This is a genomic window from Flagellimonas spongiicola (genome assembly GCF_023502425.1).
GTDB classification, from domain to species: Bacteria; Bacteroidota; Bacteroidia; order Flavobacteriales; family Flavobacteriaceae; genus Flagellimonas; species Flagellimonas spongiicola.
In genome coordinates this window covers 659291-682818 of sequence record NZ_JAMFMA010000001.1, presented here as the reverse complement: position 1 = coordinate 682818, position 23528 = coordinate 659291, and the positions used below count along the sequence as shown (strand labels likewise).

General features: G+C 39.5%; 27 protein-coding genes. 18 read left to right on the top strand and 9 right to left on the bottom strand.

Annotated elements, in window-relative coordinates:
* Positions 1–30 precede the first annotated feature (30 nt).
* A complete protein-coding gene (locus M3P19_RS03235; protein ID WP_249656182.1) occupies positions 31–579 on the top strand; it encodes an acyl-CoA thioesterase in 549 nt (182 codons plus the stop codon).
* Here M3P19_RS03235 and pgl read toward each other — a convergent pair.
* Both pgl and zwf read right to left on the bottom strand, forming a co-directional pair.
* Positions 563–1282, bottom strand: coding sequence for a 6-phosphogluconolactonase (gene pgl, locus M3P19_RS03230; protein WP_249656181.1), 720 nt, complete (start codon positions 1280–1282; stop codon positions 563–565). The two genes, M3P19_RS03235 and pgl, sit on opposite strands and share 17 nt — an antisense overlap.
* A gap of 34 nt (positions 1283–1316) precedes the next feature.
* Positions 1317–2849 carry a glucose-6-phosphate dehydrogenase gene (zwf, locus tag M3P19_RS03225; protein ID WP_249656180.1) on the bottom strand — a complete coding sequence of 511 codons (1533 nt, stop codon included), beginning with the start codon at positions 2847–2849 and terminating at the stop codon, positions 1317–1319.
* Between the two features lie 183 nt (positions 2850–3032).
* On the opposite strand from zwf, the gene gndA reads away from it, so the two are divergent.
* The 12 genes from gndA (at position 3033) to M3P19_RS03165 (ending at position 11177) form a co-directional block, all read left to right on the top strand.
* Complete coding sequence (gene gndA / locus M3P19_RS03220; protein ID WP_249656179.1) at positions 3033–4442, top strand: NADP-dependent phosphogluconate dehydrogenase; 1410 nt, start codon at positions 3033–3035, stop codon at positions 4440–4442.
* 20 nt (positions 4443–4462) lie between these two features.
* A complete protein-coding gene (locus M3P19_RS03215; RefSeq protein ID WP_249656178.1) occupies positions 4463–5038 on the top strand; it encodes a Crp/Fnr family transcriptional regulator in 576 nt (191 codons plus the stop codon).
* Positions 5039–5101: 63 nt separating this feature from the next.
* Positions 5102–5554, top strand: coding sequence for a carboxymuconolactone decarboxylase family protein (locus M3P19_RS03210; protein WP_249656177.1), 453 nt, complete (start codon positions 5102–5104; stop codon positions 5552–5554).
* Positions 5555–5652: 98 nt separating this feature from the next.
* Positions 5653–5982 (top strand): ArsR/SmtB family transcription factor, encoded by a 330-nt coding sequence (locus tag M3P19_RS03205; protein WP_249656176.1) that lies wholly within the window; start codon positions 5653–5655, stop codon positions 5980–5982.
* Positions 5969–6415, top strand: a complete 447-nt coding sequence (locus M3P19_RS03200) for an SRPBCC family protein (RefSeq protein ID WP_249656175.1) — start codon at positions 5969–5971, stop codon at positions 6413–6415. Before M3P19_RS03205 ends, M3P19_RS03200 begins: the two co-directional genes overlap by 14 nt.
* A gap of 136 nt (positions 6416–6551) precedes the next feature.
* Positions 6552–7385, top strand: a complete 834-nt coding sequence (locus M3P19_RS03195) for an ABC transporter ATP-binding protein (RefSeq protein ID WP_249656174.1) — start codon at positions 6552–6554, stop codon at positions 7383–7385.
* 1 nt (position 7386) lies between these two features.
* Complete coding sequence (locus M3P19_RS03190; protein ID WP_249656173.1) at positions 7387–8133, top strand: hypothetical protein; 747 nt, start codon at positions 7387–7389, stop codon at positions 8131–8133.
* Position 8134: 1 nt separating this feature from the next.
* Entirely contained in the window at positions 8135–8503 is a 369-nt protein-coding gene (locus M3P19_RS03185; RefSeq protein ID WP_249656172.1) for a GntR family transcriptional regulator, read from the top strand.
* Positions 8490–9038 (top strand): GIN domain-containing protein, encoded by a 549-nt coding sequence (locus tag M3P19_RS03180; protein WP_249656171.1) that lies wholly within the window; start codon positions 8490–8492, stop codon positions 9036–9038. The genes M3P19_RS03185 and M3P19_RS03180 overlap by 14 nt, the downstream gene beginning before the upstream one ends.
* A gap of 65 nt (positions 9039–9103) precedes the next feature.
* On the top strand, positions 9104–9553 hold the full coding sequence (locus tag M3P19_RS03175; RefSeq protein WP_249656170.1) for a hypothetical protein: 450 nt from the start codon (positions 9104–9106) through the stop codon (positions 9551–9553).
* Between the two features lie 87 nt (positions 9554–9640).
* A complete protein-coding gene (locus M3P19_RS03170) occupies positions 9641–10333 on the top strand; it encodes a DUF4386 domain-containing protein (protein WP_249656169.1) in 693 nt (230 codons plus the stop codon).
* 10 nt (positions 10334–10343) lie between these two features.
* Entirely contained in the window at positions 10344–11177 is an 834-nt protein-coding gene (locus tag M3P19_RS03165; RefSeq protein ID WP_249656168.1) for a DUF2306 domain-containing protein, read from the top strand.
* 2 nt (positions 11178–11179) lie between these two features.
* Here M3P19_RS03165 and carB read toward each other — a convergent pair whose 3' ends face one another.
* Positions 11180–14032, bottom strand: a complete 2853-nt coding sequence (gene carB / locus M3P19_RS03160; RefSeq protein WP_249656167.1) for a carbamoyl-phosphate synthase large subunit — start codon at positions 14030–14032, stop codon at positions 11180–11182.
* Positions 14033–14126: 94 nt separating this feature from the next.
* Entirely contained in the window at positions 14127–14285 is a 159-nt protein-coding gene (gene rpmH, locus M3P19_RS03155; protein ID WP_249656166.1) for a 50S ribosomal protein L34, read from the bottom strand.
* 166 nt (positions 14286–14451) lie between these two features.
* Between rpmH and M3P19_RS03150 the strand changes: the two genes are divergently transcribed.
* Positions 14452–14967 (top strand): DUF2892 domain-containing protein, encoded by a 516-nt coding sequence (locus tag M3P19_RS03150; RefSeq protein WP_249656165.1) that lies wholly within the window; start codon positions 14452–14454, stop codon positions 14965–14967.
* Positions 14968–14970: 3 nt separating this feature from the next.
* Here M3P19_RS03150 and M3P19_RS03145 read toward each other — a convergent pair whose 3' ends face one another.
* Positions 14971–15930 carry a lytic transglycosylase domain-containing protein gene (locus M3P19_RS03145; RefSeq protein ID WP_249656164.1) on the bottom strand — a complete coding sequence of 320 codons (960 nt, stop codon included), beginning with the start codon at positions 15928–15930 and terminating at the stop codon, positions 14971–14973.
* Positions 15931–15958: 28 nt separating this feature from the next.
* Positions 15959–16636 carry an alpha/beta hydrolase gene (locus M3P19_RS03140; protein WP_249656163.1) on the bottom strand — a complete coding sequence of 226 codons (678 nt, stop codon included), beginning with the start codon at positions 16634–16636 and terminating at the stop codon, positions 15959–15961.
* Positions 16637–16795: 159 nt separating this feature from the next.
* Here M3P19_RS03140 and M3P19_RS03135 point away from each other — a divergent pair, with 159 nt between their 5' ends.
* A complete protein-coding gene (locus M3P19_RS03135) occupies positions 16796–17089 on the top strand; it encodes a GNAT family N-acetyltransferase (protein WP_073176257.1) in 294 nt (97 codons plus the stop codon).
* A 46-nt stretch (positions 17090–17135) separates the two neighbouring features.
* Here M3P19_RS03135 and mtaB read toward each other — a convergent pair whose 3' ends face one another.
* From mtaB to M3P19_RS03120, 3 genes are all read right to left on the bottom strand, one after another.
* Positions 17136–18464, bottom strand: a complete 1329-nt coding sequence (gene mtaB, locus M3P19_RS03130; RefSeq protein WP_249656162.1) for a tRNA (N(6)-L-threonylcarbamoyladenosine(37)-C(2))-methylthiotransferase MtaB — start codon at positions 18462–18464, stop codon at positions 17136–17138.
* A gap of 89 nt (positions 18465–18553) precedes the next feature.
* The gene (locus M3P19_RS03125) at positions 18554–19729 is read right to left on the bottom strand and encodes a GlmU family protein (RefSeq protein WP_249656161.1); all 1176 of its coding nucleotides are present in this window, start codon (positions 19727–19729) and stop codon (positions 18554–18556) included.
* Positions 19730–19817: 88 nt separating this feature from the next.
* Positions 19818–20087, bottom strand: coding sequence for a type B 50S ribosomal protein L31 (locus M3P19_RS03120; protein WP_249656160.1), 270 nt, complete (start codon positions 20085–20087; stop codon positions 19818–19820).
* A 161-nt stretch (positions 20088–20248) separates the two neighbouring features.
* Here M3P19_RS03120 and M3P19_RS03115 point away from each other — a divergent pair, with 161 nt between their 5' ends.
* From M3P19_RS03115 to M3P19_RS03105, 3 genes are read left to right on the top strand one after another with little or no spacing between them, the layout of a single operon-like run.
* Entirely contained in the window at positions 20249–20770 is a 522-nt protein-coding gene (locus M3P19_RS03115) for a DUF4199 domain-containing protein (protein ID WP_249656159.1), read from the top strand.
* A 42-nt stretch (positions 20771–20812) separates the two neighbouring features.
* The gene (locus M3P19_RS03110) at positions 20813–21760 is read left to right on the top strand and encodes a glycosyltransferase family 2 protein (protein WP_249656158.1); all 948 of its coding nucleotides are present in this window, start codon (positions 20813–20815) and stop codon (positions 21758–21760) included.
* Between the two features lie 58 nt (positions 21761–21818).
* Positions 21819–23525 carry a phospho-sugar mutase gene (locus M3P19_RS03105; protein ID WP_249656157.1) on the top strand — a complete coding sequence of 569 codons (1707 nt, stop codon included), beginning with the start codon at positions 21819–21821 and terminating at the stop codon, positions 23523–23525.
* Positions 23526–23528 lie beyond the last annotated feature (3 nt).

The following is a 23528-nucleotide window of genomic DNA, read 5'->3' as shown; positions in this document are numbered from 1 at the left end:
TTGATTCAACAAAATGTACCCTTTAGACAAATGAAAAAGTACAAGACCGCAAAAGAATCCCGTGTTTCAATTACAGAATTAATGCTTCCTTCACATTCCAATTTTGGAGGAAAGGTCCATGGTGGACATATCCTTAACTTGATGGATCAGATTGCCTTTGCCTGTGCCTCAAAGCATTCGCAGGCCTATTGTGTAACTGCCTCCGTAAATCGTGTAAACTTTCTGAACCCCATTGAAGTTGGCGAGTTGGTTACGTTAAAGGCCTCTATCAATTATACTGGTCGAACCTCAATGGTGGTAGGTGTCCGTGTGGAATCTGAAAATGTGAAGACCGGGAAGACCAAACATTGTAATTCCTCTTATTTTACAATGGTTGCAAAAGATGGCGAAGGAAACAACATCTCTATACCTGGGTTAATTGTTAATGATAAAAATGGATTGCGAAGGTTTGCGCGAAGCAAAGAACGCAAGCTATCCGCATCAGATAGGGATTCAAAATACCGTTCAAAAAAATTCCAGGTCAATGAATACCTACATTTTTTGGAAGGAGAAAATGTTCAACTTAATCTTGAGCAATAAGAGAAGCTGCCTCTTTATCCAAAAACCATTTTAACTTTCCAGAACTTGGTTTGACCAATGCCGCAGGATAATTTAGGAAATTCTCGGTTTGATCAATAATAGCATGCACTTTTTCCGCCTTGGAGGAACCAGTGACCAAAAACACCACTTCTTTGGCAATGTTGATCACCTTGCCATTGATAGAGACCCTTTTTTGCCCTGATTCTGGATGCGTAGCGACTACGCAATGATCCTCTGCCTCCCATAACTCAATTTCGTGCGGAAATATGGATGCCGTGTGGCCATCATCGCCCATTCCCAAAATAACAAGATCAAATTGTGGAATCCCTCCTACCCTATCCAAGTTGATTTCCAATAAGTTCGCATATCGCATTGCTTCAGCGTTGGGGTCGTTTTCTCCTAATACCCGGTGAATATTTGACGCTGGTATTGCTAATTTGGAAAACAAATGATCCACTGTCATTTTGTAATTGCTCTGCTCATCGGTAGGTGGCACACAACGTTCATCTCCCCAATAAAAATGTATACGCCCCCAATCAACTTTGTCCGCAAAATCAGCCGCAAGAATGTCAAAAATCACCCTTGGAGTGCTTCCCCCTGAAAGTGCGACATGAATTTCTTCTTGACCTTTGGTCAGTTCTAAAAAGTAGTTTGAAAACGCTTCAGCAACTTCTTGTTTATTATTGTAAACCTTCAATTCCATTTACTTTGTTTCCTTTTTATCAACAATTAAGCAATTAACATATCACACAGTACCCTGGATCTTCAGCCAAACTTGCACCTGGATTTCGCCAAGTACCTAAATCATCTATAAGTTCATCTGCATTCTCTGGTCCCCAAACTCCTGCTGAATATCCATACATACGCACATCCTTTCCATTCTTCCAATAATCCAAAATAGGATCTACAAACTCCCAAGCAGCTTCAACCTCATCAGCACGCGCATATAGGGTGGCATCACCTTGCATCGCATCCAACAATAATCTTTCATAGGCTTCCATGACATACGTTTCAGCCAAACTGGAATAATAGAAATCTAAATTTGCACGCTCTACCTTAAAACCTTGTCCTGGCACTTTTACACCAAATTTCATCAGGATACCTTCATCTGGTTGTATCCTGATAATCAATTTATTGTCCTTACTATTCACCCCAGAATCTTTGAAAATTTGATGATGCGGTGTCTTAAAGTGTATCACTACTTCGGTTACCTTGGTTGGCATTCGTTTTGCAGTCCGAACGTAAAAAGGTACGCCTTCCCAACGCCAGTTGTCCACAAAGAACTTAATGGCAGCATAGGTTTCTGTAGTAGAGTTTGGGTCCACGCCCTCTTCTTCACGATAACCTTTTACTTTTTTCCCGTTCACCTCAGATGCCACATATTGTGCACGTATCGTATTGTCCCACAAGGTTTTTTCATCCTTCATGATTCGTAGCGATTTCAAGGCCTTAACCTTTTCGTTTCGAATTTCTTCAGGTTGATCTCCAATTGGCGGCTCCATAACCACCAACGAAACTATCTGTAACAAATGGTTTTGGAACATATCGCGTAAAGCTCCAGACTTGTCATAGTAACCACCTCTTTTTTCCACACCAACACTTTCGGCATTTGTAATTTCTACGTGGTGAATGTAATTCCGGTTCCATAAGGGTTCAAAAATGCTGTTGGAAAATCTAGTAACCAATAGGTTCTGTACGGTTTCCTTACCCAAATAATGATCAATCCGATAAATCTGCGGCTCAGTAAAGAACTGGTGCAGACCCTGATTTAATTTTCGAGCGGTATCCAAACTATAGCCGAATGGTTTTTCAACTATCAAGCGTTTCCAACCGTTGTTTTGCGTGTTCATGCCCGCATCAGCCAAACGTTGTGCAATGGTTTCATACAAAGTAGGAGGAGTAGATAAATAGTAAATGATATTCCCCGATGTCTGGAAGTCCTTTTTTAATCCTTCAACCCTTTTTCGCAAGCCATCATATGCCGTGTCATAGGTTCCACCCAAATCCTCATAAAATATTTTATCAGCAAACCCTTGGATGTAATTTTCTTTGAGGTCTTCAATTTTCTCTTTTAAATATGGGCTTTCATAAACAACTCTATTCCTGAATTCCTCATCGGTGAGGTCACTTCGACTTGCTCCAAGAACTACAAAATTCTTTGGCAATTGCCTTGCAACATATAAATTGAAAAGGGCTGGTATTAATTTTCTAGCGGTCAAATCCCCTGATGCACCAAAAATGACAAGTATTTGGTTTTCCGTCTTTTTCATAAAACTCCTGTGGATTAGTTTTTTATGCGCAAAAATTGAATTGAAATAACGATTTACCATTAATATTTTATGGGACCATCGTATTTTTGAGCATAACGAATATAAGGTTTATTTTAGGTTCGTAATTCTTGATAGTACTTACTAAGTCATGTCTTAACAAAAGACATAAAAATAGAAACAAAAATGGCAAATACTTACGATTTTGGATTGGTTGGTCTCGGTGTAATGGGAAGAAATTTCATCCTTAATGTCGCAGATAATGGCTTTACCGCCTTTGGAAATGACTTGGATGAAGAAAAGGTGAATGCCTTGATAGCTGAAGGTGGAAATACCGATAAAGTGAATGCCACAACTGACGCTGCCGAATTTGTAGCAGGACTTACCTCTCCGAGAAAAATTATGCTTCTTGTACCTGCAGGAAAAGTAGTTGATATTGTAATTGATAGTCTTTTGCCACATTTAGATAAAGGTGACATCATCATAGATGGTGGAAACTCCTTTTTTACAGATACAGATCGCAGAGAAGCTTACTTAAAAGAAAAAGGTATCAACTTTTTTGGCGCAGGTGTTTCTGGAGGTGCCAAGGGAGCCAGAAAAGGACCAAGTATAATGCCAGGGGGATCTAGAGAAGCCTATCAATATGTAAAACCAATATTTGAAGCGGTGTCCGCCAAATACAACGGCGAACCTTGTGTGACCTATTTGGGGCCAAAATCAGCAGGCAACTATGTGAAAATGGTTCATAATGGCATTGAATACGGTTTAATGCAATTGACCTCTGAGATTTATGACCTCCTCAAAAAAGCTGGGAATTTGACTAATGAAGAATTGCATGAAACCTATGCCCAGTGGAATGCTGGTCGGCTACAGTCCTTTTTAGTGGAAATCACTTCGGAAATATTTGAACAAAAAGACGAATTATCTGATGGTCACCTGGTGGACAAAATATTGGACAAGGCCAAACAAAAGGGTACTGGTAAATGGACTTCCCAGAATGCGATGGACTTAGGTATCCCTGTGCCAACAATAGATGTTGCCGTGAGCATGAGGGAAATATCCGCACTCAAAGATGAACGCATAAAAGCCGATGAACTCTATGACAGGCCCAATGTAGAATCCGTAGTCAAGGCTTCATTGGTCAGCAAAGCAGAACAAGCGCTTTACTTCGCCTTCATTATCACTTATGCCCAAGGTATGCACCAATTAGCGGATGCTTCTAAAGAATATGGCTATGAGTTGGAGTTAGGTGAAATTGCGAAAATCTGGCGTGCTGGATGCATTATACGTGCTGCGCTGTTGGCGGACATTACAGAAGCTTTTCAAGCAGATGAAAGTCTACAAAACTTATTGTTATCACCTTCCTTTGTTGAAAAAGTAAAAGAAACGGTGGGCGCAGCTAGGGAATTGGTAGCTTTTGGAGCTGCAAATGGAATCCCGCTACCTGGCCTATCCAATGCGCTTACTTATTTTGATGCTTATACAAGCAGTAGACTACCATTAAACTTGATTCAGGCGCAAAGGGATTATTTTGGATCCCACACGTATGAGCGTCTAGATCGTGATGGCATCTTCCATACTGAATGGGAAGAATAGCCGTAATCTTCACTTAAGTAATGACGAATCGGTTTTATGATCATATAAAGCAATATGTGGATTTAAGTCCTTCGGACTTTGATAGTGTTTTAAACCGTTTTGAACTTAAAAAATCAGCTAAAAAGGAGATGCTCCAAACTGCTGAGCATCACTGTAACACACTTTATTTTGTACTGGACGGATGCTTGAACATGTATTTCCTTACTGAAAAAGGCACGGAAAGAACAGTTCAATTCGCTATAGAAGGATGGTGGTTAACGGATTTTCTCCAATTCCAAAAAGGCGGAAAAACGAATTTCAATATACAAGCCGTTACCCAAACAACTGTGTTGGCAATAAGTCGCGAAAATTACAAAGCGTTATTGGAGGATTATCCAATCATGGAACGCTATTTTCGAAAGGTATACCAGATTGCTTATGGTGCTTCTTTGGTTAAAATGAGATACCTCTACGACCTATCCAAAGAAGAAATCTATTTTCATTTTACAGAAAACTTCCCTGAATTTGCCCAACGTGTACCACAAAAGTTAATCGCTTCCTTCTTAGGACTAACCCCAGAGTACGTTAGTGAAATTCGCGCTAAAAAACGTTCTTAAACCTGTTTAAGTTTATCCATTTGGCTGCAGGCTAACTTGCATTCAAATATTAAATCTTAAAACATGGAATCAAGAATCCAAATAAGTGAAGTTGAGCCAAAAGCGTATCAAGCCATTTTCGGTCTTGAAGGGTATTTACAAAACAGTAAGCTCCAACCCAATCATTACAAATTAATAAAAATCAGGGCCTCCCAAGTCAATGGTTGTGCTTTTTGCATCGATATGCATACCAAGGAAGCCATTAAAATGGGGGAATCACATGAACGGATGCATTTATTGGATGCATGGTGGCATACAGATACCTTTTCGGAAGAAGAACAGGTGATTCTTAAAATGACCGAAGAAATCACAAAAATTCACGAGCACGGTTTAACCAAAGAAACCTATCAACACGCCATATCACTTTTTGATGCACATTACTTTGCCAACATTGTAATGGCCATATCCACAATCAACGTATGGAATCGAGTTGCAATTAGCACACTTACGCCTATCGCGGAAGCAACCAATTCATAAATTCATTGGAAAAAGGGTTTATCGAAAACCCTTTTCTCAATTTTTTTTGCTTAACCAGATAGTTACATATATATTTGTAACCAAATGGTTACTTAAATATGAGACGTGATGTTTTTCAAGCTATAGCAGACCCCGTTAGAAGAGACATCATTCAATTGTTGGCCAAGGAAGTGCTTACGGTGAATGAGGTTGCCGAGCAGTTCAATGTCAGCAGACCTGCCATATCCAAGCATCTTAAAATACTGGAGGAATGCGGTATAATAGCCTTTAGCCAAAAAGGAAGGGAGCGCCATTGTCTGATTCAGCCTAAAAAACTGATTCCTGCATTTCTCTGGATTGATCAATACAAACAACTGTGGGAGGACAAACTAGATGCATTCGAAAACTACTTAAATCAAATACAAAATAAGACCGATGAACAATCCTGAAAATCGAACATTAACACTGGAACGAACATTCAATGCACCCTTAGATCTCGTATGGGAAGCTTGGACACAACCTGAGCATATTGCAAACTGGTGGGGACCAAAAGGCATGCAAACCAAGGTGCTACAACATGAATTCAAGGAAGGTGGCAATTGGAAATACGCCATGACCATGCAGGACGGAAGCGAGTTTATAGCCGATGGCATTTACAAGGAAATTGTTCCAAAAGCGCGTATCATTTCAACTGCTAATTTTAAACCAATGACGGAGGGCGTTGAAATCCAGGCCCTATTTGAAGCAAATGGCAATACAACTAAATTTACGTTTCATTGTGTACATGAAACCGAAGAATATTGCAAGCAACAAGAACAAATGGGCTTTTACAATGGTTGGGGGTCCGTATTTGACAGACTATCAGAATTCGTATCGCAATAAGCCATCCAAGGGGTCATCACAATGGCCCCACTCCTTCCATTAGCCACACTTGAACGACCCAAAACTATCTTAAAGATTTGGCAGATCAAAATATTTATTTACATTTGTAGTGTTCTAGTTATCTAATACACTATAAATGTTGCATATCAGAGACCTGTATTTCAACTATCCCAATCAAGTATCAGTGCTAAAGTCCATTGACTTAAACCTAGATACGGGCAACATCTATGGTTTATTTGGCAAAAACGGCGAAGGGAAAACCACACTGATCAAAGTAATCACGGGTTTGTTGTATCCTAAATCTGGGGAATGCCGATTTGACAACATACCGACATCCCAACGTTATCCCAGTGTACTACAAGAAGTATTTTTGGTTCCTGAAGATTTTGAACTCCCTGCTGTATCTGTCAATACTTTTGCTACAATGAACTCAAAGTTCTACCCGAATTTTTCACAAGAACATTTTGATTCATTGCTCAAAGAATTCAATATCAATCCATTAAAAACGATACCAACGCTCTCTTTCGGGCAGAAAAAGAAGGTTTTAATTGCATTTGGTATTGCTGTAAATACAAGTTTATTATTGATGGATGAACCCACCAATGGTTTGGACATTCCATCCAAAAGTCAATTCAGAAAAGTTATGGCCGCTTCTGTAGACAAAGGTCAATGCATCGTGATATCAACCCATCAGGTGAGAGACCTTCACAGTCTTATCAATCATGTCATCATACTTGATGATGCCAGAGTTGTGCTCAACCAATCGTTACAAAGGATTTCGGAAGTGCTTTGGTTTGGACGGGCCTCTGGTCAGGATAAGAATGAAATAGTGCACTCGGAAGGTGCATTTGGAGGTAAAACCATTGTCAAACGCGGAGAAAAAGATGAATCTGAAATGGATCTTGAGCTCCTTTTCAATGGCGTTTTACAAGAACGTCAAACTATAAATCAATTATTGGAACACGCCTAAAATGAATCAAAGTTTCAACATCACCAGGGTTTTCCTTTTTATCAAACGGGATTTGCTATTGTTACGTGGTACGATTACCTCCAGTCTTGCCGTAGCGGCCATTTTGATATTTCTTTTTTCCATTTTCAATATGATTTGGGACAAGCAATTGACCTCGGAGGAGTTCGTTGGAATTTTCACTTTGGTATTCATTCCAATGGGTCTGTTATTCAGTTTTGCCTTATTCCGTGAATTCAGTAGTCCTAAAACCAATCATTTATACTTGGCTTTGCCGGTGTCTACCTCCGAACGTCTACTATCCAAATGGATCACTGCCACCCTACTCTATATAGTGACAATTTCAATCATTGCCCTAGCAGTAGGCTTTATAGCATTACTCGTTGGAGGAATTCTTTTTGGTGCAAACCTAGATCCATTGGCCCTATTCTCTTCGTCCTATTGGAGCATTGTAGGGGTGTATTTGTTCATCCAACCTATATTCATGGTTGGTGCAATGACATTTGCAAAAAACAGACTCGTGAAAACATTGCTTGCTTTAGGCTTGCTAACACTTGGGTTTATAGTTTTCCATTTGATACTTTTTGGTCTTCTAAACGGTGGCTTCGATGTCATGCCAAAAAATGGAATGGCATCGGTATCCTTTATAGGAGCTGATTTTTCGACCGTGGGGAGATGGTTTTACGGTTTGTTGTTTGGACCATTCATGCTAGTCGTAGCCTACTTTAAGATGAAAGAAAAGGAGGTATAGGATGGATTTTGACAATAGCAAACCCATTTATTTACAAATTGTGGAATTCTTTTACGAAAACATATTGATAAAAGATTGGCAGGAAGGCGGCAGGATTCCATCTGTACGGGAAGTGGCCATGATGGTTGAAGTCAATCCTAACACCGCCATAAGGGCATTCAACTACCTGCAAGATCTTGAAGTTATCTATAACAAGCGTGGCATTGGTTATTTCGTTGCAGAAGACGGATATTCCAAAGTATTGGAAATCAAGCGAAAGGAATTTTTAGAACAAAGCTTACCGGATGTCTTCAAAAAAATGGATTTGCTGAATATTTCTTTCACGGAATTGAAAAACGCTTACAACGAACAGAAAAATGAAAAAAAGTAACCTTCTTTTATTGGGAGCGTTGATCTCCGTTTTCTTTTTCTCCCTGCTCTTTCAATTTGCAGTGCATCGCAGTGTAAAATCCGAAAAAGCCAAGTTGAAATCAACAGAAATACTGGAAGAACAAAGAACACCGGGAGCATTTACATCGCTAAAAGCAATTGGGAAATTCACTCTGGTATTTGAACAATCTGACAGTCCCTATTTGAAGATAACTGCACCAGATTATGTAATGGATTCAATTCAAACTATAGTGGACAACAATAGATTGGATATTCAAATGCTAAAGGATATACGGAAAAAAGATACGGTGTTGATACAACTGGGAACACCACAATTGGATTCTCTGATGTTAACCTCCCAAGTCTATTTTAAATCCGAGAACACCTTAAAAGGTGAGTACTTGTATTTGGAATTAATGGACGCCTGCTCTGCGGATTTGGATATCGATTTCAGCGAAGTCCTCTATAAAAATTTGACGAGTGGAAAAGTGAATCTTAATGGCAAAATCAAAAACATTCAAATAATGGAAGAATAACAAAATCAAAAAACGAACAATCATTATCAATCAATCATCAATCATCAATCAAAAGACGGACAATCATGAAACCAACAGAAGAAAAACTTGTCCCTAATCTAGGGAAACAACCACCAAAATGGAGATTATGGCTCATGCGTGGACTTTACTTCCTCACCTTCATAGGTTTGGCCTATGAGGCATGGGCATATCTCTTGCAGCCTGCTGAACCATTGGGGTATTTGGAAGGTGTAGCGTTCAGTTTTTGGGCGGTATACGCCACATTAATGGGTTTAGGTATACGCTATCCTGTAAAAATGCTACCCTTGATCCTTTTGCAGTTGGGCTATAAAGCAACATGGGCATTAACGGTATATCCGCCAATGAAATTAACGGGGGCCATAACCCCGGAAGCCGAATCCTTCTATGCAATTTGCATCACTGCGGTTATTATAGATACCCTGGTGATTCCTTGGGGCTATGTGATACAAAACTACCTCAAACCCATGTTTGATTTAAAGCGGGGCATACTTTAAACTACAACAACATTTCATCATCAATCAATTATACGCGATGGTATTCACAGCGTACCATCCGTTTTCATCAATCAAAAAACGAACATCATGAAATCAAATCAAAAACTTGGAAGAATAGTTGGGATTCTGCTGGTATTGGTCATAGCAGTAGGTGTACCATCCTTGAGCTTGAGGGGCCTTAGCGGCTTAGATACATCAGACCCTAATTATTTACAGCTGCTTTACGAAAATGCCTTAAATACAAGATATGCGGTAGTTCTGGACATTTTGTCAAGTACTATATGGCTAGCTATAGTGCTACTCTTGTTCAAGCGGATCAAGGAATATGATATTAAACTTGCATTGGCAATCTTAAGTATTTGGCTGATCAACTTTGGCATTGTAATCTACGGAGACATCAGCACGCTATCTTTACTGGAATTGGCGCAACATTACGCTCTTGAAACAGGTTTTCCTGCAGATGTTTTAATGACCTTGGGGGATTTGAAAATAGAGGATTACTACGGCTCTCACTTTCTGGCACTCATTAGCTACGCGACAGCTACTTTCTTATTCTACTACTTTCTGCTAAAAAGCAAATACATTCCAGCTTGGCTTGCTATCTGGGGAATGTTGGCCATGACACTTGTCTTTTCAGCTTCTTGGGCCAATATTTTCAAATTGGACGTGAGCTTTTATTTCTACTCGCAAAACGGCATTCATCTCATCCTTTTTATGGGGTGGCTATTATTTAAAGGATTTGCTACGCCAGAGGTTATAAAAGACCACACCAACAACTAAACAATACTTCATGTCTACGATAAATAAAACTTCCCTTGTTGGGGAAAAAAGAACAATTTGGTCCAATGCACTATTGGATAAAACTTCCAAAATTTGGTTTATAGTGACCGTTTTAGGTCAATGGATATTTGCGGCCTATGTTGCCTTATTTTATGGAGGAGCGGCAATGGACGGAGATTTTATGAAATGGAATAGAGTGCTTCCACATGGTTATGTTGAAGGAGAAACAATGGGGAATTTGGCGGTAGCAACACACCTTCTTTTTGCAGTAATCGTGCTTTTTGGGGGTCCAATGCAATTTATCCCACAACTACGAAAAAAAATACCAACACTGCACCGTTGGAGTGGTCGGTTCTATATAACTGCGGCCTTCCTTTTAAGTCTTAGCGGCATCTATATGGTCATCGCCAAAGGCACTATAAGTGGCCTAGTTGGCGATATCAGTGTTAGTTTAAATGGGATATTGATCTTGCTCTTCGCAGTATTGGCGCTTCGTACGGCGATGAAGCGGGATTTTTTATCCCATAGTCAATGGGTAATGCGGCTGTTCCTTGCCATGGGCGGTGTTTGGTTTTTCCGAATAGGTCTAATGTTCTGGTTATTTGTGAATGGCGGTCCCGTTGGTTTTGATATGGAGACGTTTAGAGGTCCGTTTCTGGTGTTTCTAGGCTTTGGTCAATATATCATTCCATTGGCTGTTTATGAACTCTATAGGATCAGTAAAAGAAAAACTGCCTCCAATTTGAAGGCAGTCATGTTCGTTTCGTTAGTGGTATTTACCCTAATTACGGCATTGGGAACCTTTGCCGCCACCATGGGCATGTGGATACCAAGAATAAGCTAGTATTATTTGCTCAGATACATTTTTCTTCTGGAGTACAGATTGTAGAAATCATCATCCTTAAGACTATCAATAAACAATATACTTTCGCCGGTGCTTTTCATTTCTGGACCTAAATTCTTATTGACGTTAGGGAACTTATTGAATGAAAACACCGGTTGTTTGATGGCGTAACCTTCTAATTGCGGGTTGAATTCGAAGTCCTTCACCTTCTTCTCGCCTAACATTACCTTAGTGGCATAATTTACATAAGGCTCACCATAGGCTTTCGCAATAAATGGTACTGTTCGTGAAGCTCTAGGATTAGCCTCAATGATATAAACCACATCGTCTTTTATGGCAAATTGAATATTGATGAGTCCAACGGTATTTAAAGCTAGGGCTATCTTTTTTGTGTGATCTTTGATTTGCTGCATCACAAATTCACCTAAGTTGAATGGTGGCAAAGTGGCATTGGAGTCCCCTGAATGTATACCACATGGTTCAATATGCTCCATAATACCGATAATGTATACGTCTTCACCATCACAAATCGCATCCGCTTCCGCTTCAATAGCACCATCCAAATAATGATCCAAAAGTAACTTGTTGTTTGGGATGCTACGCAATAAATCAACAACATGGGCCTCCAGGTCTTCTTTGTTGATGACAATTTTCATTCCCTGACCGCCTAAAACATAAGATGGCCTTACTAGTAACGGGAAATTCAATTCGTCCGCAAGTTCCAAGGCCTCATCAGCCGTTTCAGCTACACCAAATCGCGGGTAAGGGATATTGTTTTCTTTCAACAAGGTAGAAAAACTTCCCCTATCTTCAGCCAAATCCAGAGATTCAAAACTAGTACCGATGATATTGATGCCGTATCGGTCTAATTTTTCAGCTAATTTCAAGGCGGTCTGACCCCCAAGTTGAACTATGACTCCTTCTGGTTTTTCATGAAGGATGATGTCATAAATATGTTCCCAGAATACGGGTTCAAAATAGAGTTTGTCTGCGGTATCGAAATCCGTTGATACGGTTTCGGGGTTACAGTTGATCATTACTGTTTCATAGCCGCATTCAGCAGCAGCCAAAACGCCATGAACACAACAATAATCGAATTCAATACCTTGACCTATTCGGTTTGGACCTGAGCCCAATACCACAATTTTCTTGCGGTCGGTCACTTCACTATCATTAGCAACAAATCGAGTCCCATCGGCGGTTTCGATTTCCTCTTCAAAAGTGGAGTAATAATACGGTGTCATCGCCTTAAACTCCGCGGCACAAGTATCAACAAGTTTGTATACCCTATTTATATTTAAGGCCATTCTTTTCTTGTGCACCTCGCTTTCGTAGCAATCCAACATATGGGCAATCTGTCTGTCAGCAAAACCTTTTTGCTTGGCTTCCAAAAGAAGTGCCTTTGGTAAACTTTCTATCGTATACTTGGAGATTTCCTGTTCCAGATAATGTAGTTCTTCGTATTGCTTCAAGAACCACATATCAATTCTGGTAATATCGTGAATCGTCTTCAACGGAATACCCAATTGAATCGCATCATAAATAACAAATACGCGATCCCAACTAGGAACTTTCAACTTCCCTATAATTTTATCGTAATCCTTGTATCCCTTACCATCAGCACCCAAGCCGTTTCGCTTTATTTCCAAAGATTGGGTAGCCTTGTGCAATGCTTCCTGGAATGACCTCCCAATTCCCATAACTTCTCCAACAGACTTCATCTGTAATCCAAGCGTTCGGTCTGAACCTTCAAATTTGTCAAAGTTCCATCTTGGAATTTTTACGATAACATAATCCAAAGTGGGCTCGAACAATGCTGATGTGGACTGTGTGATTTGATTATCCAACTCATCCAAAGTATAACCAATCGCTAACTTTGAAGCTATTTTGGCAATAGGATAACCTGTTGCTTTGGATGCCAAAGCTGAAGAACGAGAAACTCTAGGATTGATTTCAATAGCAATGATATCTTCCTTTTCATTAGGACTAACGGCAAATTGTACGTTACACCCGCCGGCAAAATCCCCGATGCTTCGCATCATATGAATTGCCATGTCCCGCATTCTTTGGAACGTGCGGTCTGATAGCGTCATTGCAGGAGCTACAGTTATTGAATCTCCTGTATGAATCCCCATAGGATCCATATTTTCAATGGTACAAATAATGACCACATTGTCGTTTTTATCACGCAATAACTCCAACTCATATTCTTTCCATCCCATCAAGGCCTTATCGATCATTACCTCATGGATTGGTGAAATTTCCAAGGCTCGACTCAATAATTCATCAAAATCCTCTGGGTCATAAACAATAGAAGCTCCTGCCCCACCCAAGGTAAATGAAGCACGAATAACCAGTGGAAATCCAAATTCTTGGGCAATTTCCTTACCCTTAAGAAAAGAGGTTGCGGAAGCCTGAGGTGGCATTCCAATTCCTATTTTCAGCATCAACTCCCTAAACTTTTCACGGTCTTCAGTAATGTTGATAGCATCTATATCTACCCCAATGATTTCAACACCAAAATCTTCCCAAATGCCTTTTTCGTCTGCTTCAATACAAAGGTTCAAAGCCGTTTGGCCACCCATTGTTGGCAATACCGCATCAATATTTGGGTGATTCTTTAAAATCTCAATGATAGATTTGGTATTCAATGGCTTCAAATACACGTGATCCGCCATGGTAGGATCTGTCATGATCGTAGCGGGATTGCTATTGATCAAGATGGTTTCAATACCATCCTCCCTTAAGGATCTAAGTGATTGGGAACCGGAATAATCAAACTCACATGCCTGACCGATGATGATAGGGCCAGAACCAATAATCAAAATGGATTTTAAATCTTTTCTTTTCGGCATTCTATAGGGTGTTACTCGTTGATTTTACGAAAGTCCAAAAAAAAGGTGTTACTTAGAAAAGTAACACCTTTAATTATGAACGATTTATTGTTCATTATTTTTTATGTCTTGGCTCGGATGAAACAGTTAGTTTTTTTCTTCCTTTAGCTCTTCTTCTAGCAAGAACTTTTCTACCATTGGCAGTCGCCATGCGGTCTCTAAAACCATGTTTGTTTCTTCTCTTCCTTTTTGACGGCTGATACGTTCTTTTCATTTCGGAACTTTTTTAATGGATTTACGTTCGGAAGGTTTTTCTTCCTCAAAAATTCTGCGCGCAAATATACGAAGAGTTTTTACTTTAACAAGTGGAAATAAAAAATATTTAATTTTGTTTTCACTACTTTTGCCTCCTCCTGAAATCAGGACTAATTTCTACTATAATGTTCAATAAAAATATAAAACTCGTAATTGCCGTTCTTATCAATGCCTATGCTGTGTATCAGTTTATAGAAGGTTACATTGGCAACGGCATTGCCTTGATTCTACTATCCCTGATTTTCATCTTCCTATATTTTAGGAATGAAATGATTTTGATGGCTTTTCTTCGGATGCGTAAACAAGATATGGAAGGAACGCAGAAATGGCTTACCAAAATAAAGAATCCTGAGACTGCCCTGATTAAAAAACAACAAGGGTATTACAATTACCTTCACGGAATCATCTATTCACAAAAAAATCTTACCCAAGCTGAAAAATACTTCAAAAAGGCCATCAAATTTGGGTTGACCATGGATTATGATTTGGCAATGGCCAAACTAAGTTTGGCTGGAATCTCCATGCAAAAGCGCAGAAAGAGAGAGGCCACTCAATTACTACAAGAGGCAAAAAAGTTGGATAAGAATAATATGCTGTCTGAACAGATCAAAATGATGCAGCAGCAAATGAAAAAGATTTAATCTTTATTTGGTTTCCCGATAGTATCCTTTATTCGGAATCTCAACCACATATTTTTTTCGAGAGGCATTGTTCAAATGTGGTTCCCGCAACCATGGATTATGTCTTTTCAACACCTTGTAGCTGATTTCATAATCCTTGGCAAAATCTGCCCAATTAGAAACCGCTGTATCCACATCAACCGAAAATGTGGGCACAGCCTGATAAAGGTCATCTTTTTGGACCGCAAAACCATATTTGTCTGGATTTGAGATGATTTCCTTTATGGCCATGATACGAAATACGTAGCGACTGGTTTCTTCACCTAAAAGAAGATCATAGTAATCATCCGCCTTTTGTATGTTCATATATTTTTGGATACCTGCAGGGCCTGCATTATATGCAGCAGCTGTCAAGGTCCAACTTCCAAATCGTTTATTCCATTTATTTAAATACTCACACGCAACCTGTGTAGCTTTCTCTACATGGTATCTTTCATCAACATTGGCATTGACCTCTAAACCGTATTCTCGTCCGGTAGCCCTCATAATCTGCCAAAAGCCTGTTGCACCAGCAGGTGACACTACATTTTGCAATCCACTTTCTGCCACTGCTAGATATTTAAAATCATCAGGAATGCCGTTTTTTGCCAATATGGGCTCAATTACTGGAAAGTACTTATTGGCGCGTTTCATCAATAATAGTGCATTGGATTGCCAATAGGTATTCACCAAAAACTCACGATCAACACGTTCCAATATTTCAGGATCATCCAACGGCACGGATTCTCCGGCAAAGTTCAAGTCTTCTGGTATTTCTATAGCACTGATTTGATAACCATCTGAAACACTTTTAGCAATCCCATCACTTTCCCCTGCTGTCTTGACCTCAGCTTTTTCATTAGGTGTGGATTGTACTGCAAAAATCAAACTACCCACTACTACCATAAGCCCTATTGCGGCCAAAATATTTTTTATCTGTTTCATAGAATACCGTATTGTTTGGATAAATATACTATATAGAACTTCCTTCTTCTAAAATAATTGCCGGAAGATGCTCATTAAACCATCGCGCACGATGAATGATCATGGTGTGTGTTCCATTTTTGACAGCGATACACTCTTTGATTTTATCAATTGGGAAGACCGCATCCTTTGTCCCATGAATGTGAACCAAAGTAGACGGTGAATGCTTTTGTTTCCAATTCACAATGCTATCAATAGCCCAATCTATATAGCGTTTATCCCGAACGGACAAGTATTGCTCATAAAGCTCCAATCTTTTGGTTGCTTTTTCACCAAAAGCGTAGCGCGCCAAAAGTTCAACATTGTTCACCAACCCCGTGGGCAGTAGCTTGTGAGCCCTTGTATATTTCGCGAACAACATTTTTTTAGGCAATTCTGAATGGTGCTTAACACAGGAAACGGCAATAACCCGTTTTGCGGAAACAAATTGAGCCATTTCCTGAACCAAAAGCCCACCAAAAGAAACACCCAACAAAACAGGGGAATCGTGTTTGATTTTGGAGGCCATTTTTTTCGCATACTCGGAAAAGTTCATGCCTTTTTCCGGCAGGAACCATTCAAGACGATGCAATACGAATTGTTCCTCAGGCAATTTTAGGCCATCGAAAATCGAAGGATTGGCAGCCATCCCTGGCATCAAATAAACATGGATTTTAGGTTGGGGCATTTCTTACCTAATCTCGTTTGAACTAGGAAATTAACAAAATTTTGACTAATTTTGTGTCCCTTTTGCAATAAGCCCCATTGAATTTGAACAAAATACCAAAAGGACAATTAAATATTACCACTTCGGTAATGTGCTATGTCAATTTTAAAACAATACTATATGACAGAAATGGAAATTAATGACAATAGTTTCTTACGCCAATTTGAAACTAGGGTTGATGGACATTTGGCTAAAATTGAGTATTCCTCTCAAGAACGCAAAGTATTTTTGACCAAATTGGTTATCCCTGAGGAAATTACACAAGAAGGTTTTAAAGAAACTTTTATTAAAGCCGTTTTGCATGAAATCCAAGAAAAGAACCTACGAGTGGTCCCAACCAGCCCTCACATTGCAGGTTTTTTAAGAAAGAACAGACAGTACAAGGAGATGCTTCCTGTTGGAATACGCATCTAAAAACAACAAACTGACTAATTGAAAACCTCCAGATTTGGGGGTTTTTTTATGCGATGACTTTTTGTGAAACAAATTCAAAACGAACCAGACCATCCTCATCAATCTTGGAAAGCTCAACTTGGTGTAACGTATTCACCAATTCTGGGTTCCATGGCGCCTTTACCTTTACGTAGTTCTCTGTAAAGCCATGTATGTATCCCGATTTATTCTCTCCTTCAATAAGAACAGTACGCATAGTACCCAATTGACTTTCATAAAACGCTCGGCGTTTTTTCGCTGATAAACCCCTAAGCATTTTACTCCGCTTGCTTCTAACATTCTTTGGTACTGCATTTTCCATATCCGCAGCCAAGGTATTGTCACGTTCAGAATAGGTGAATACATGCAAGTAAGAGATATCCAACTCATTTAGAAATTGATAGGTTTCCAAAAATTGAGCTTCAGTTTCGCCAGGAAAACCAACAATAACATCAACACCAATACAGGCATGTGGCATGGTTTCCTTAATACGTTTAACCCTATCCACGTAAAGATTGGTAAGGTACCTGCGTCGCATTTTTTTAAGGATTTCGTCACAGCCGCTTTGAAGTGGTATATGAAAATGAGGTACAAAGGAATTGCTTTGCGCCACAAAATCTATGGTTTCATTTTTCAATAAGTTGGGCTCAATGGAAGAGATGCGTAACCTATGAATTCCTTCAACATCATCCAAAGCCTTCACCAAATCCAAAAAAGTATGTTCGTGTTTCTTATTCCCAAACTCACCCTTGCCGTAATCGCCAATATTGACACCAGTCAATACAATTTCCTTAATATCCTTGGAAGCAATTTCCGAAGCATTTTTTAGCACGTTTTCCAAGGAGTCGCTTCTTGAAATACCTCTTGCCAATGGTATGGTGCAATAGGTACATTTATAATCACAACCATCCTGAACTTTTAAAAATGCACGTGTTCTGTCGCCAATGGCATAACTGCCCACATAAAAATCTGCATCTGCTATTTCACAAGAATGGACTTCACCCTGCACATTTTTGGACAGATCATTTAGGTAGTCGGTAATCTTGAATTTTTCTGTAGCGCCTAAAACTAAATCTACACCATCCACAGCCGCCAACTCTTCAGGTTTTAGCTGTGCATAGCAGCCAACTGCGGCCACAAAAGCCTCTGGGTTTTTTTGTTGCGCCTGTTTTACAATGGTCTTAAAACGCTTGTCCGCATTTTCGGTTACCGAACAGGTATTGATCACATAAATATCCGCCGTTTCCGTAAAATCCACACGATCAAAATCCTCCTTTTCAAAACTTCTGGCAATAGTGGAAGTTTCGGAGAAATTAAGCTTACAACCTAAGGTATAAAAGGCAACTTTCTTATTCATTCAACATTAAAAAATAAGGGCTACAAATATAGAAATAAGTTAGCAGATAACGAGTTAGCGTTTAATGACCCAATATCTTAATAGGACAATCAATAATTTCTCCATTTTTTGGTCAACTCAAATACATGTTCCAAAATCTTGGCTTCCACGGCATTGAATTCTTTACCACGTCTTGCCATCATAACCTTTGCAGCTTCAAAGGCCTTTTTAGGCATATAAGTTGAAAATCCAGATGCTCCGCCCCAACTAAAACTTGGTATGAAGTTCCTTGGAAATCCTGGGACATAGATATTGGAGTTAACACCAATTACGGTCCCGGTATTGAACATAGTGTTGATTGCCGTTTTACTATGATCTCCCATCATAAGACCACAAAATTGAAGACCAGTATGATCAAATTTTTGCGTATCATAATTCCACATGCGAACCTTGGCATAGTTGTTTTTGAGGTTCGAATTATTGGAATCCGCACCAATGTTGCACCATTCCCCTAAAACTGCATTTCCTAAATAACCTTCGTGACCTTTACTGGAATAACCAAAAATCACTGAATTATTGATTTCACCACACACTTTCCCATGAGGACCAACAGTGGTCGGTCCATAAATCTTGGCACCCATTTTCACAATAGCATTGTCACATAAAGCCAAAGCACCGCGAATTAGTCCACCTTCCCATATTTGCGCGTTGGCACCTATATAAATAGGACCTTTGGATGCATTTAAAATACTGTGTTCTACGCTCGCGCCTTCTTCCAGAAATATATTCTCTGGAGCTATAACCTTATTGGTATTCGATATAGGGACACTTTTTCGGCCTTGGGTTAGAAAATCGAAGTCCTGCTGTAGCGCTTCTCCATTTTTAGAAAAAATATCCCAGGTATAGTCTACAGTAATCAAGGATCCTTGAAAATCAATTACCTCATACGAAGAGATATCATTTTCTAGCTCCGGCGCTTCGGTGCGGTAAGCAACAATATTTTCTTGATAAGAAATGGCTTGGTTCTTTTTTAGCGATGTCACCAAATCCACAAATTCCTTGGTTGGTACTATGGACGAAATGATTACGACATTGTCCGGTGCAGTTACCAATGGGTATTTCTCCGCTAAATAAGCCTCGGTTTTAAAACTAACTTGGGTTTGTAGATGTTTTTCCCATTTCTCACGGATGGTCAAGATACCAATTCGTACTTCGGCCACTGGGCGGGTAAATGTGAACGGCAGAAGAGCATCCCTTCTTGGGCCGTCAGCTAAAATATAATTCATGTTAGTAGTTCGTAGTTTCTGCTATAAAAATAAAAAACGCCCATGATAAAAAATCAAGGGCGTCATTATATTATTAAGAAATTTCTGCCTATTCGGCTTTCTTTTCGTCTTTGCTGAATTTCTTGTACTTATTTTTGAATTTGTCAATTCTACCAGCTGTATCAACCAATTTGGTCTTACCAGTATAGTATGGATGCGAAGTTCTGGAGATTTCCAATTTTACCAAAGGATATTCTACGCCATCAACGGTGATAGTTTCCTTTGCTTCAGCGGTAGATTTAGTGATGAATACGTCATCATTGGACATATCCTTAAACGCTACCAATCTATAATTTTCCGGGTGTATACCTTTTCTCATCGCCTTTAATACTTAATCTCAGAATTTTCGAGGTGCAAATTTAATCATTTCTTTTATAATGCCAACCTAATTTCAGTAAAAAAGAAAAATTCTAATTTTAATTGTAACAAATCCTTCACAAAGGTCACTAACAAACTGCTAACAACCTTAATTTTTTCATAATGGAAGAAAATCAACCAAAAGTGAGTCGGTTCTCACTTAACTTCGGTGCTCTAGCTGGACTAGCAGGTATCGTCTTTTCACTAATGCTTTATATTGCCGGTATGCAACATGAACAAGGATTCGGCATCCAAGCCGTTCAGTTCTCAATTGTTGCCTTATTTGTTGTACTTGCAATAATGCAATACAAAAAAGCCAATTCAGGTTATCTGAATCTCATTGAAGCCTTTAAAATGGGAGCTGGAGTAGCTGCGATTAGTTTTGTAGTAGGAACAATTTATTTTTTGATTTTTTCAAATGTCATCGAACCTAATTTCATGGAAGAGGCATATGAGATTGGAAGGCAAAAAATGATGGAACAAAATCCTAATTTAACTGCAGAACAGGCAGATCAAGGAATTGAAATGCAAAAGCGTTTCTTCTGGGTGATCATGGCAGTTTTCATGATCATATCCGTGATTTGGGGTTTCGTAGTAAGCCTTATTGCCGGCTTGATCATGAAAAAGGACAAGCCAGCATACTAAGTCAAAAAATGCTACTTTTGAGGGGAATTCCAGAACATATCAATGCAAATTTCCATTGTTATCCCTTTATTAAACGAAAAGGAATCCCTTACTGAACTTCATGATTGGATTGCATCCGTGATGCAATCCAATCATTTTGTTTATGAGGTAATTTTCATTGATGACGGCAGTACCGATGGCTCATGGCAATCCATACAGGCCTTGGCACAAAAGAATTCCAATGTGAAAGGAATTCAATTTTTAAGGAACTACGGAAAATCGCAGGCACTACATGCCGGTTTTCATGCAGCACAAGGAGAAGTAGTCATCACCATGGATGCCGACTTACAGGATAATCCGGAGGAAATTCCTGAGCTCTACAAAATGATCAAGGAGGAAGGATATCACATCGTTTCAGGATGGAAAAAGAAACGTTACGATTCTGTCATTGCCAAAAATTTACCTTCTAAATTGTTCAATTGGGCGGCTAGACGAACCTCTGGTGTTCGGTTACATGACTTTAATTGCGGACTCAAAGCATTTGATCAAATGGTGGTTAAAAACATTGAGGTGTCCGGAGATATGCATCGTTACATACCTGTATTGGCCAAAAATGCTGGTTTTTCTAAAATCACCGAAAAGGTCGTGCAACATCAGGCCAGGAAATATGGGCATACCAAATTCGGGGCAGAGCGCTTCATAAACGGTTTCCTGGATTTGATCACAATTTGGTTTGTCTCCAAATTCGGGAGGCAGCCCATGCATTTATTTGGCGCATTAGGAGTTTTCATGTTTGTGGTTGGATTTGGTTTCTCGCTTTACCTTGGTATTGATAAGTTGTTTTTGAACCCAACAGGAAGACTTATTACAGAGCGCCCGCAATTCTATATTGCCTTGACCGCAATGATTATCGGAACGCAACTCTTTCTAGCAGGCTTTTTGGGAGAGATTATGGTTCGTTCGCGGAAAAATGATACACGCTACAACATCTCCAATAAAATTAACGTTTAGCGTCCTGTAATTACAGATTCTTCGTACTTTTACCCCGTATTTAATCACTATTCTTTACATGGATTCCATCACTTCAATTGCCCAAACTTGGCTTACCGATTTTTTCGATTCAGAAACCAAAAATGAAATACAACATCTAATCGCAAACGACTCTGAAGAGCTCAAAGAGCGGTTTTACAAAAACTTGGAATTTGGCACAGGAGGTATGCGTGGTGTAATGGGCGTTGGAACTAATCGTATCAACAGATATACACTTGGCAAGAATACCCAAGGATTGAGTAACTACCTTAAAAAGGTTCATGGGAACAAGGAAATCAAGGTGGTGATTGCCTATGATTGCCGACATAATTCTGATACACTTTCCAAAACCGTTGCTGAAGTTTTTTCCGCAAATGGGATACAGGTATTTTTGTTTTCAGAATTACGGACTACCCCTGAGCTTTCATTTGCAGTAAGACATTTGGGATGTGATGCTGGAATTGTGCTTACAGCTTCCCATAACCCTCCAGAATATAATGGGTATAAGGTATATTGGTCAGATGGCTGCCAGATCGTTCCACCGCAAGACGGAGAGATCATTGCGGAAATTGATTCGCTGTCTTTTGAGGATATTCAATTCGATGCCAATCCAGATTTAATTACCCTAATTGATAAGGATGTTGATGAAGCCTTTTTTGAAGCTTCGTTAGCCAATGGAAATTTCAATGCCAAAGGCAAAGATGACTTTAAAATTGTATTCACTTCTTTGCACGGAACTTCTATTACCGCTATTCCTGAAGTTTTGAAAAGGGCTGGCTACAATAATGTAACCGTGATAGCAGAACAAGCGGAGCCTAATGGTGCTTTCCCCACTGTGGAATCACCAAACCCTGAAGAGCCGGCTGCATTGGCCATGGCTATTGCAAAAGCTGAGGAAATTGGCGCAGACATGGTTGTAGGTACGGACCCAGACAGTGATCGATTGGGGATTGCTGTTCGAAACCTAGAAGGAAAAATGGAACTGCTGAATGGTAATCAGACCATGATTTTGATGACCAAGTTCCTTTTGGACAAATACAAGGAAAAAGGACTCAAAGGAAATGAATTTGTTGCTTCAACCATTGTCTCCACTCCAATGATGGAACAGATGGCCAAAGCTTATGGCGTGGAATTCAAAACGGCACTTACCGGTTTTAAATGGATTGGAAAAATGATCAAGGATTTTCCGGATTCCAAATTCCTAGGTGGTGGTGAAGAGAGTTTTGGGTATATGGTGGGAGACTTTGTACGCGATAAAGATGCGGTCACCTCCACTCTACTTGCCTGCGAAATAGGTTCTGACGCCAAAGCAGAAGGCAGCTCCTTTTATGAAGAACTCATCAATAGTTATGTGAGTTTCGGATTTTACAAAGAGAAATTAATTTCCTTGACAAAAAAAGGCATCAGTGGTGCCGAAGAAATCAAGCAAATGCTTAAAGATTTCAAAGAGAACCCTGTAGAAACTGTTCAAAGTTCTAAAGTGGTTTGGATTGAAGATTATAACACATCGTTAGCTAAAAATGTGCAGACTGGTGAGGAAAAGGCCATTGACCTTCCAAAATCCAATGTACTTATCTACGAAACCGAAGATGGTACCCGAATTGCAGCTAGACCCAGTGGAACTGAACCAAAAGTGAAGTTTTACATGAGCACGAATACCACACTGGAAAATGCAGCAGATTACAAATCCGTAAATTCGCAGTTGGATGCCAAATTAGAAGGCATTGTTTCCGAATTGAACTTGTAGTGA

What these genes read in the sequence shown, in the direction of transcription:
- M3P19_RS03235 (WP_249656182.1), top strand. Translation starts at nt 31, where the DNA reads ATGAAAAAGTACAAGACCGCAAAAGAATCCCGTGTTTCAATTACAGAA.
- pgl (WP_249656181.1), bottom strand. Translation starts at nt 1,282, where the DNA reads ATGGAATTGAAGGTTTACAATAATAAACAAGAAGTTGCTGAAGCGTTT.
- zwf (WP_249656180.1), bottom strand. Translation starts at nt 2,849, where the DNA reads ATGAAAAAGACGGAAAACCAAATACTTGTCATTTTTGGTGCATCAGGG.
- gndA (WP_249656179.1), top strand. Translation starts at nt 3,033, where the DNA reads ATGGCAAATACTTACGATTTTGGATTGGTTGGTCTCGGTGTAATGGGA.
- M3P19_RS03215 (WP_249656178.1), top strand. Translation starts at nt 4,463, where the DNA reads ATGACGAATCGGTTTTATGATCATATAAAGCAATATGTGGATTTAAGT.
- M3P19_RS03210 (WP_249656177.1), top strand. Translation starts at nt 5,102, where the DNA reads ATGGAATCAAGAATCCAAATAAGTGAAGTTGAGCCAAAAGCGTATCAA.
- M3P19_RS03205 (WP_249656176.1), top strand. Translation starts at nt 5,653, where the DNA reads ATGAGACGTGATGTTTTTCAAGCTATAGCAGACCCCGTTAGAAGAGAC.
- M3P19_RS03200 (WP_249656175.1), top strand. Translation starts at nt 5,969, where the DNA reads ATGAACAATCCTGAAAATCGAACATTAACACTGGAACGAACATTCAAT.
- M3P19_RS03195 (WP_249656174.1), top strand. Translation starts at nt 6,552, where the DNA reads ATGTTGCATATCAGAGACCTGTATTTCAACTATCCCAATCAAGTATCA.
- M3P19_RS03190 (WP_249656173.1), top strand. Translation starts at nt 7,387, where the DNA reads ATGAATCAAAGTTTCAACATCACCAGGGTTTTCCTTTTTATCAAACGG.
- M3P19_RS03185 (WP_249656172.1), top strand. Translation starts at nt 8,135, where the DNA reads ATGGATTTTGACAATAGCAAACCCATTTATTTACAAATTGTGGAATTC.
- M3P19_RS03180 (WP_249656171.1), top strand. Translation starts at nt 8,490, where the DNA reads ATGAAAAAAAGTAACCTTCTTTTATTGGGAGCGTTGATCTCCGTTTTC.
- M3P19_RS03175 (WP_249656170.1), top strand. Translation starts at nt 9,104, where the DNA reads ATGAAACCAACAGAAGAAAAACTTGTCCCTAATCTAGGGAAACAACCA.
- M3P19_RS03170 (WP_249656169.1), top strand. Translation starts at nt 9,641, where the DNA reads ATGAAATCAAATCAAAAACTTGGAAGAATAGTTGGGATTCTGCTGGTA.
- M3P19_RS03165 (WP_249656168.1), top strand. Translation starts at nt 10,344, where the DNA reads ATGTCTACGATAAATAAAACTTCCCTTGTTGGGGAAAAAAGAACAATT.
- carB (WP_249656167.1), bottom strand. Translation starts at nt 14,032, where the DNA reads ATGCCGAAAAGAAAAGATTTAAAATCCATTTTGATTATTGGTTCTGGC.
- rpmH (WP_249656166.1), bottom strand. Translation starts at nt 14,285, where the DNA reads ATGAAAAGAACGTATCAGCCGTCAAAAAGGAAGAGAAGAAACAAACAT.
- M3P19_RS03150 (WP_249656165.1), top strand. Translation starts at nt 14,452, where the DNA reads ATGTTCAATAAAAATATAAAACTCGTAATTGCCGTTCTTATCAATGCC.
- M3P19_RS03145 (WP_249656164.1), bottom strand. Translation starts at nt 15,930, where the DNA reads ATGAAACAGATAAAAAATATTTTGGCCGCAATAGGGCTTATGGTAGTA.
- M3P19_RS03140 (WP_249656163.1), bottom strand. Translation starts at nt 16,636, where the DNA reads ATGCCCCAACCTAAAATCCATGTTTATTTGATGCCAGGGATGGCTGCC.
- M3P19_RS03135 (WP_073176257.1), top strand. Translation starts at nt 16,796, where the DNA reads ATGACAGAAATGGAAATTAATGACAATAGTTTCTTACGCCAATTTGAA.
- mtaB (WP_249656162.1), bottom strand. Translation starts at nt 18,464, where the DNA reads ATGAATAAGAAAGTTGCCTTTTATACCTTAGGTTGTAAGCTTAATTTC.
- M3P19_RS03125 (WP_249656161.1), bottom strand. Translation starts at nt 19,729, where the DNA reads ATGAATTATATTTTAGCTGACGGCCCAAGAAGGGATGCTCTTCTGCCG.
- M3P19_RS03120 (WP_249656160.1), bottom strand. Translation starts at nt 20,087, where the DNA reads ATGAGAAAAGGTATACACCCGGAAAATTATAGATTGGTAGCGTTTAAG.
- M3P19_RS03115 (WP_249656159.1), top strand. Translation starts at nt 20,249, where the DNA reads ATGGAAGAAAATCAACCAAAAGTGAGTCGGTTCTCACTTAACTTCGGT.
- M3P19_RS03110 (WP_249656158.1), top strand. Translation starts at nt 20,813, where the DNA reads ATGCAAATTTCCATTGTTATCCCTTTATTAAACGAAAAGGAATCCCTT.
- M3P19_RS03105 (WP_249656157.1), top strand. Translation starts at nt 21,819, where the DNA reads ATGGATTCCATCACTTCAATTGCCCAAACTTGGCTTACCGATTTTTTC.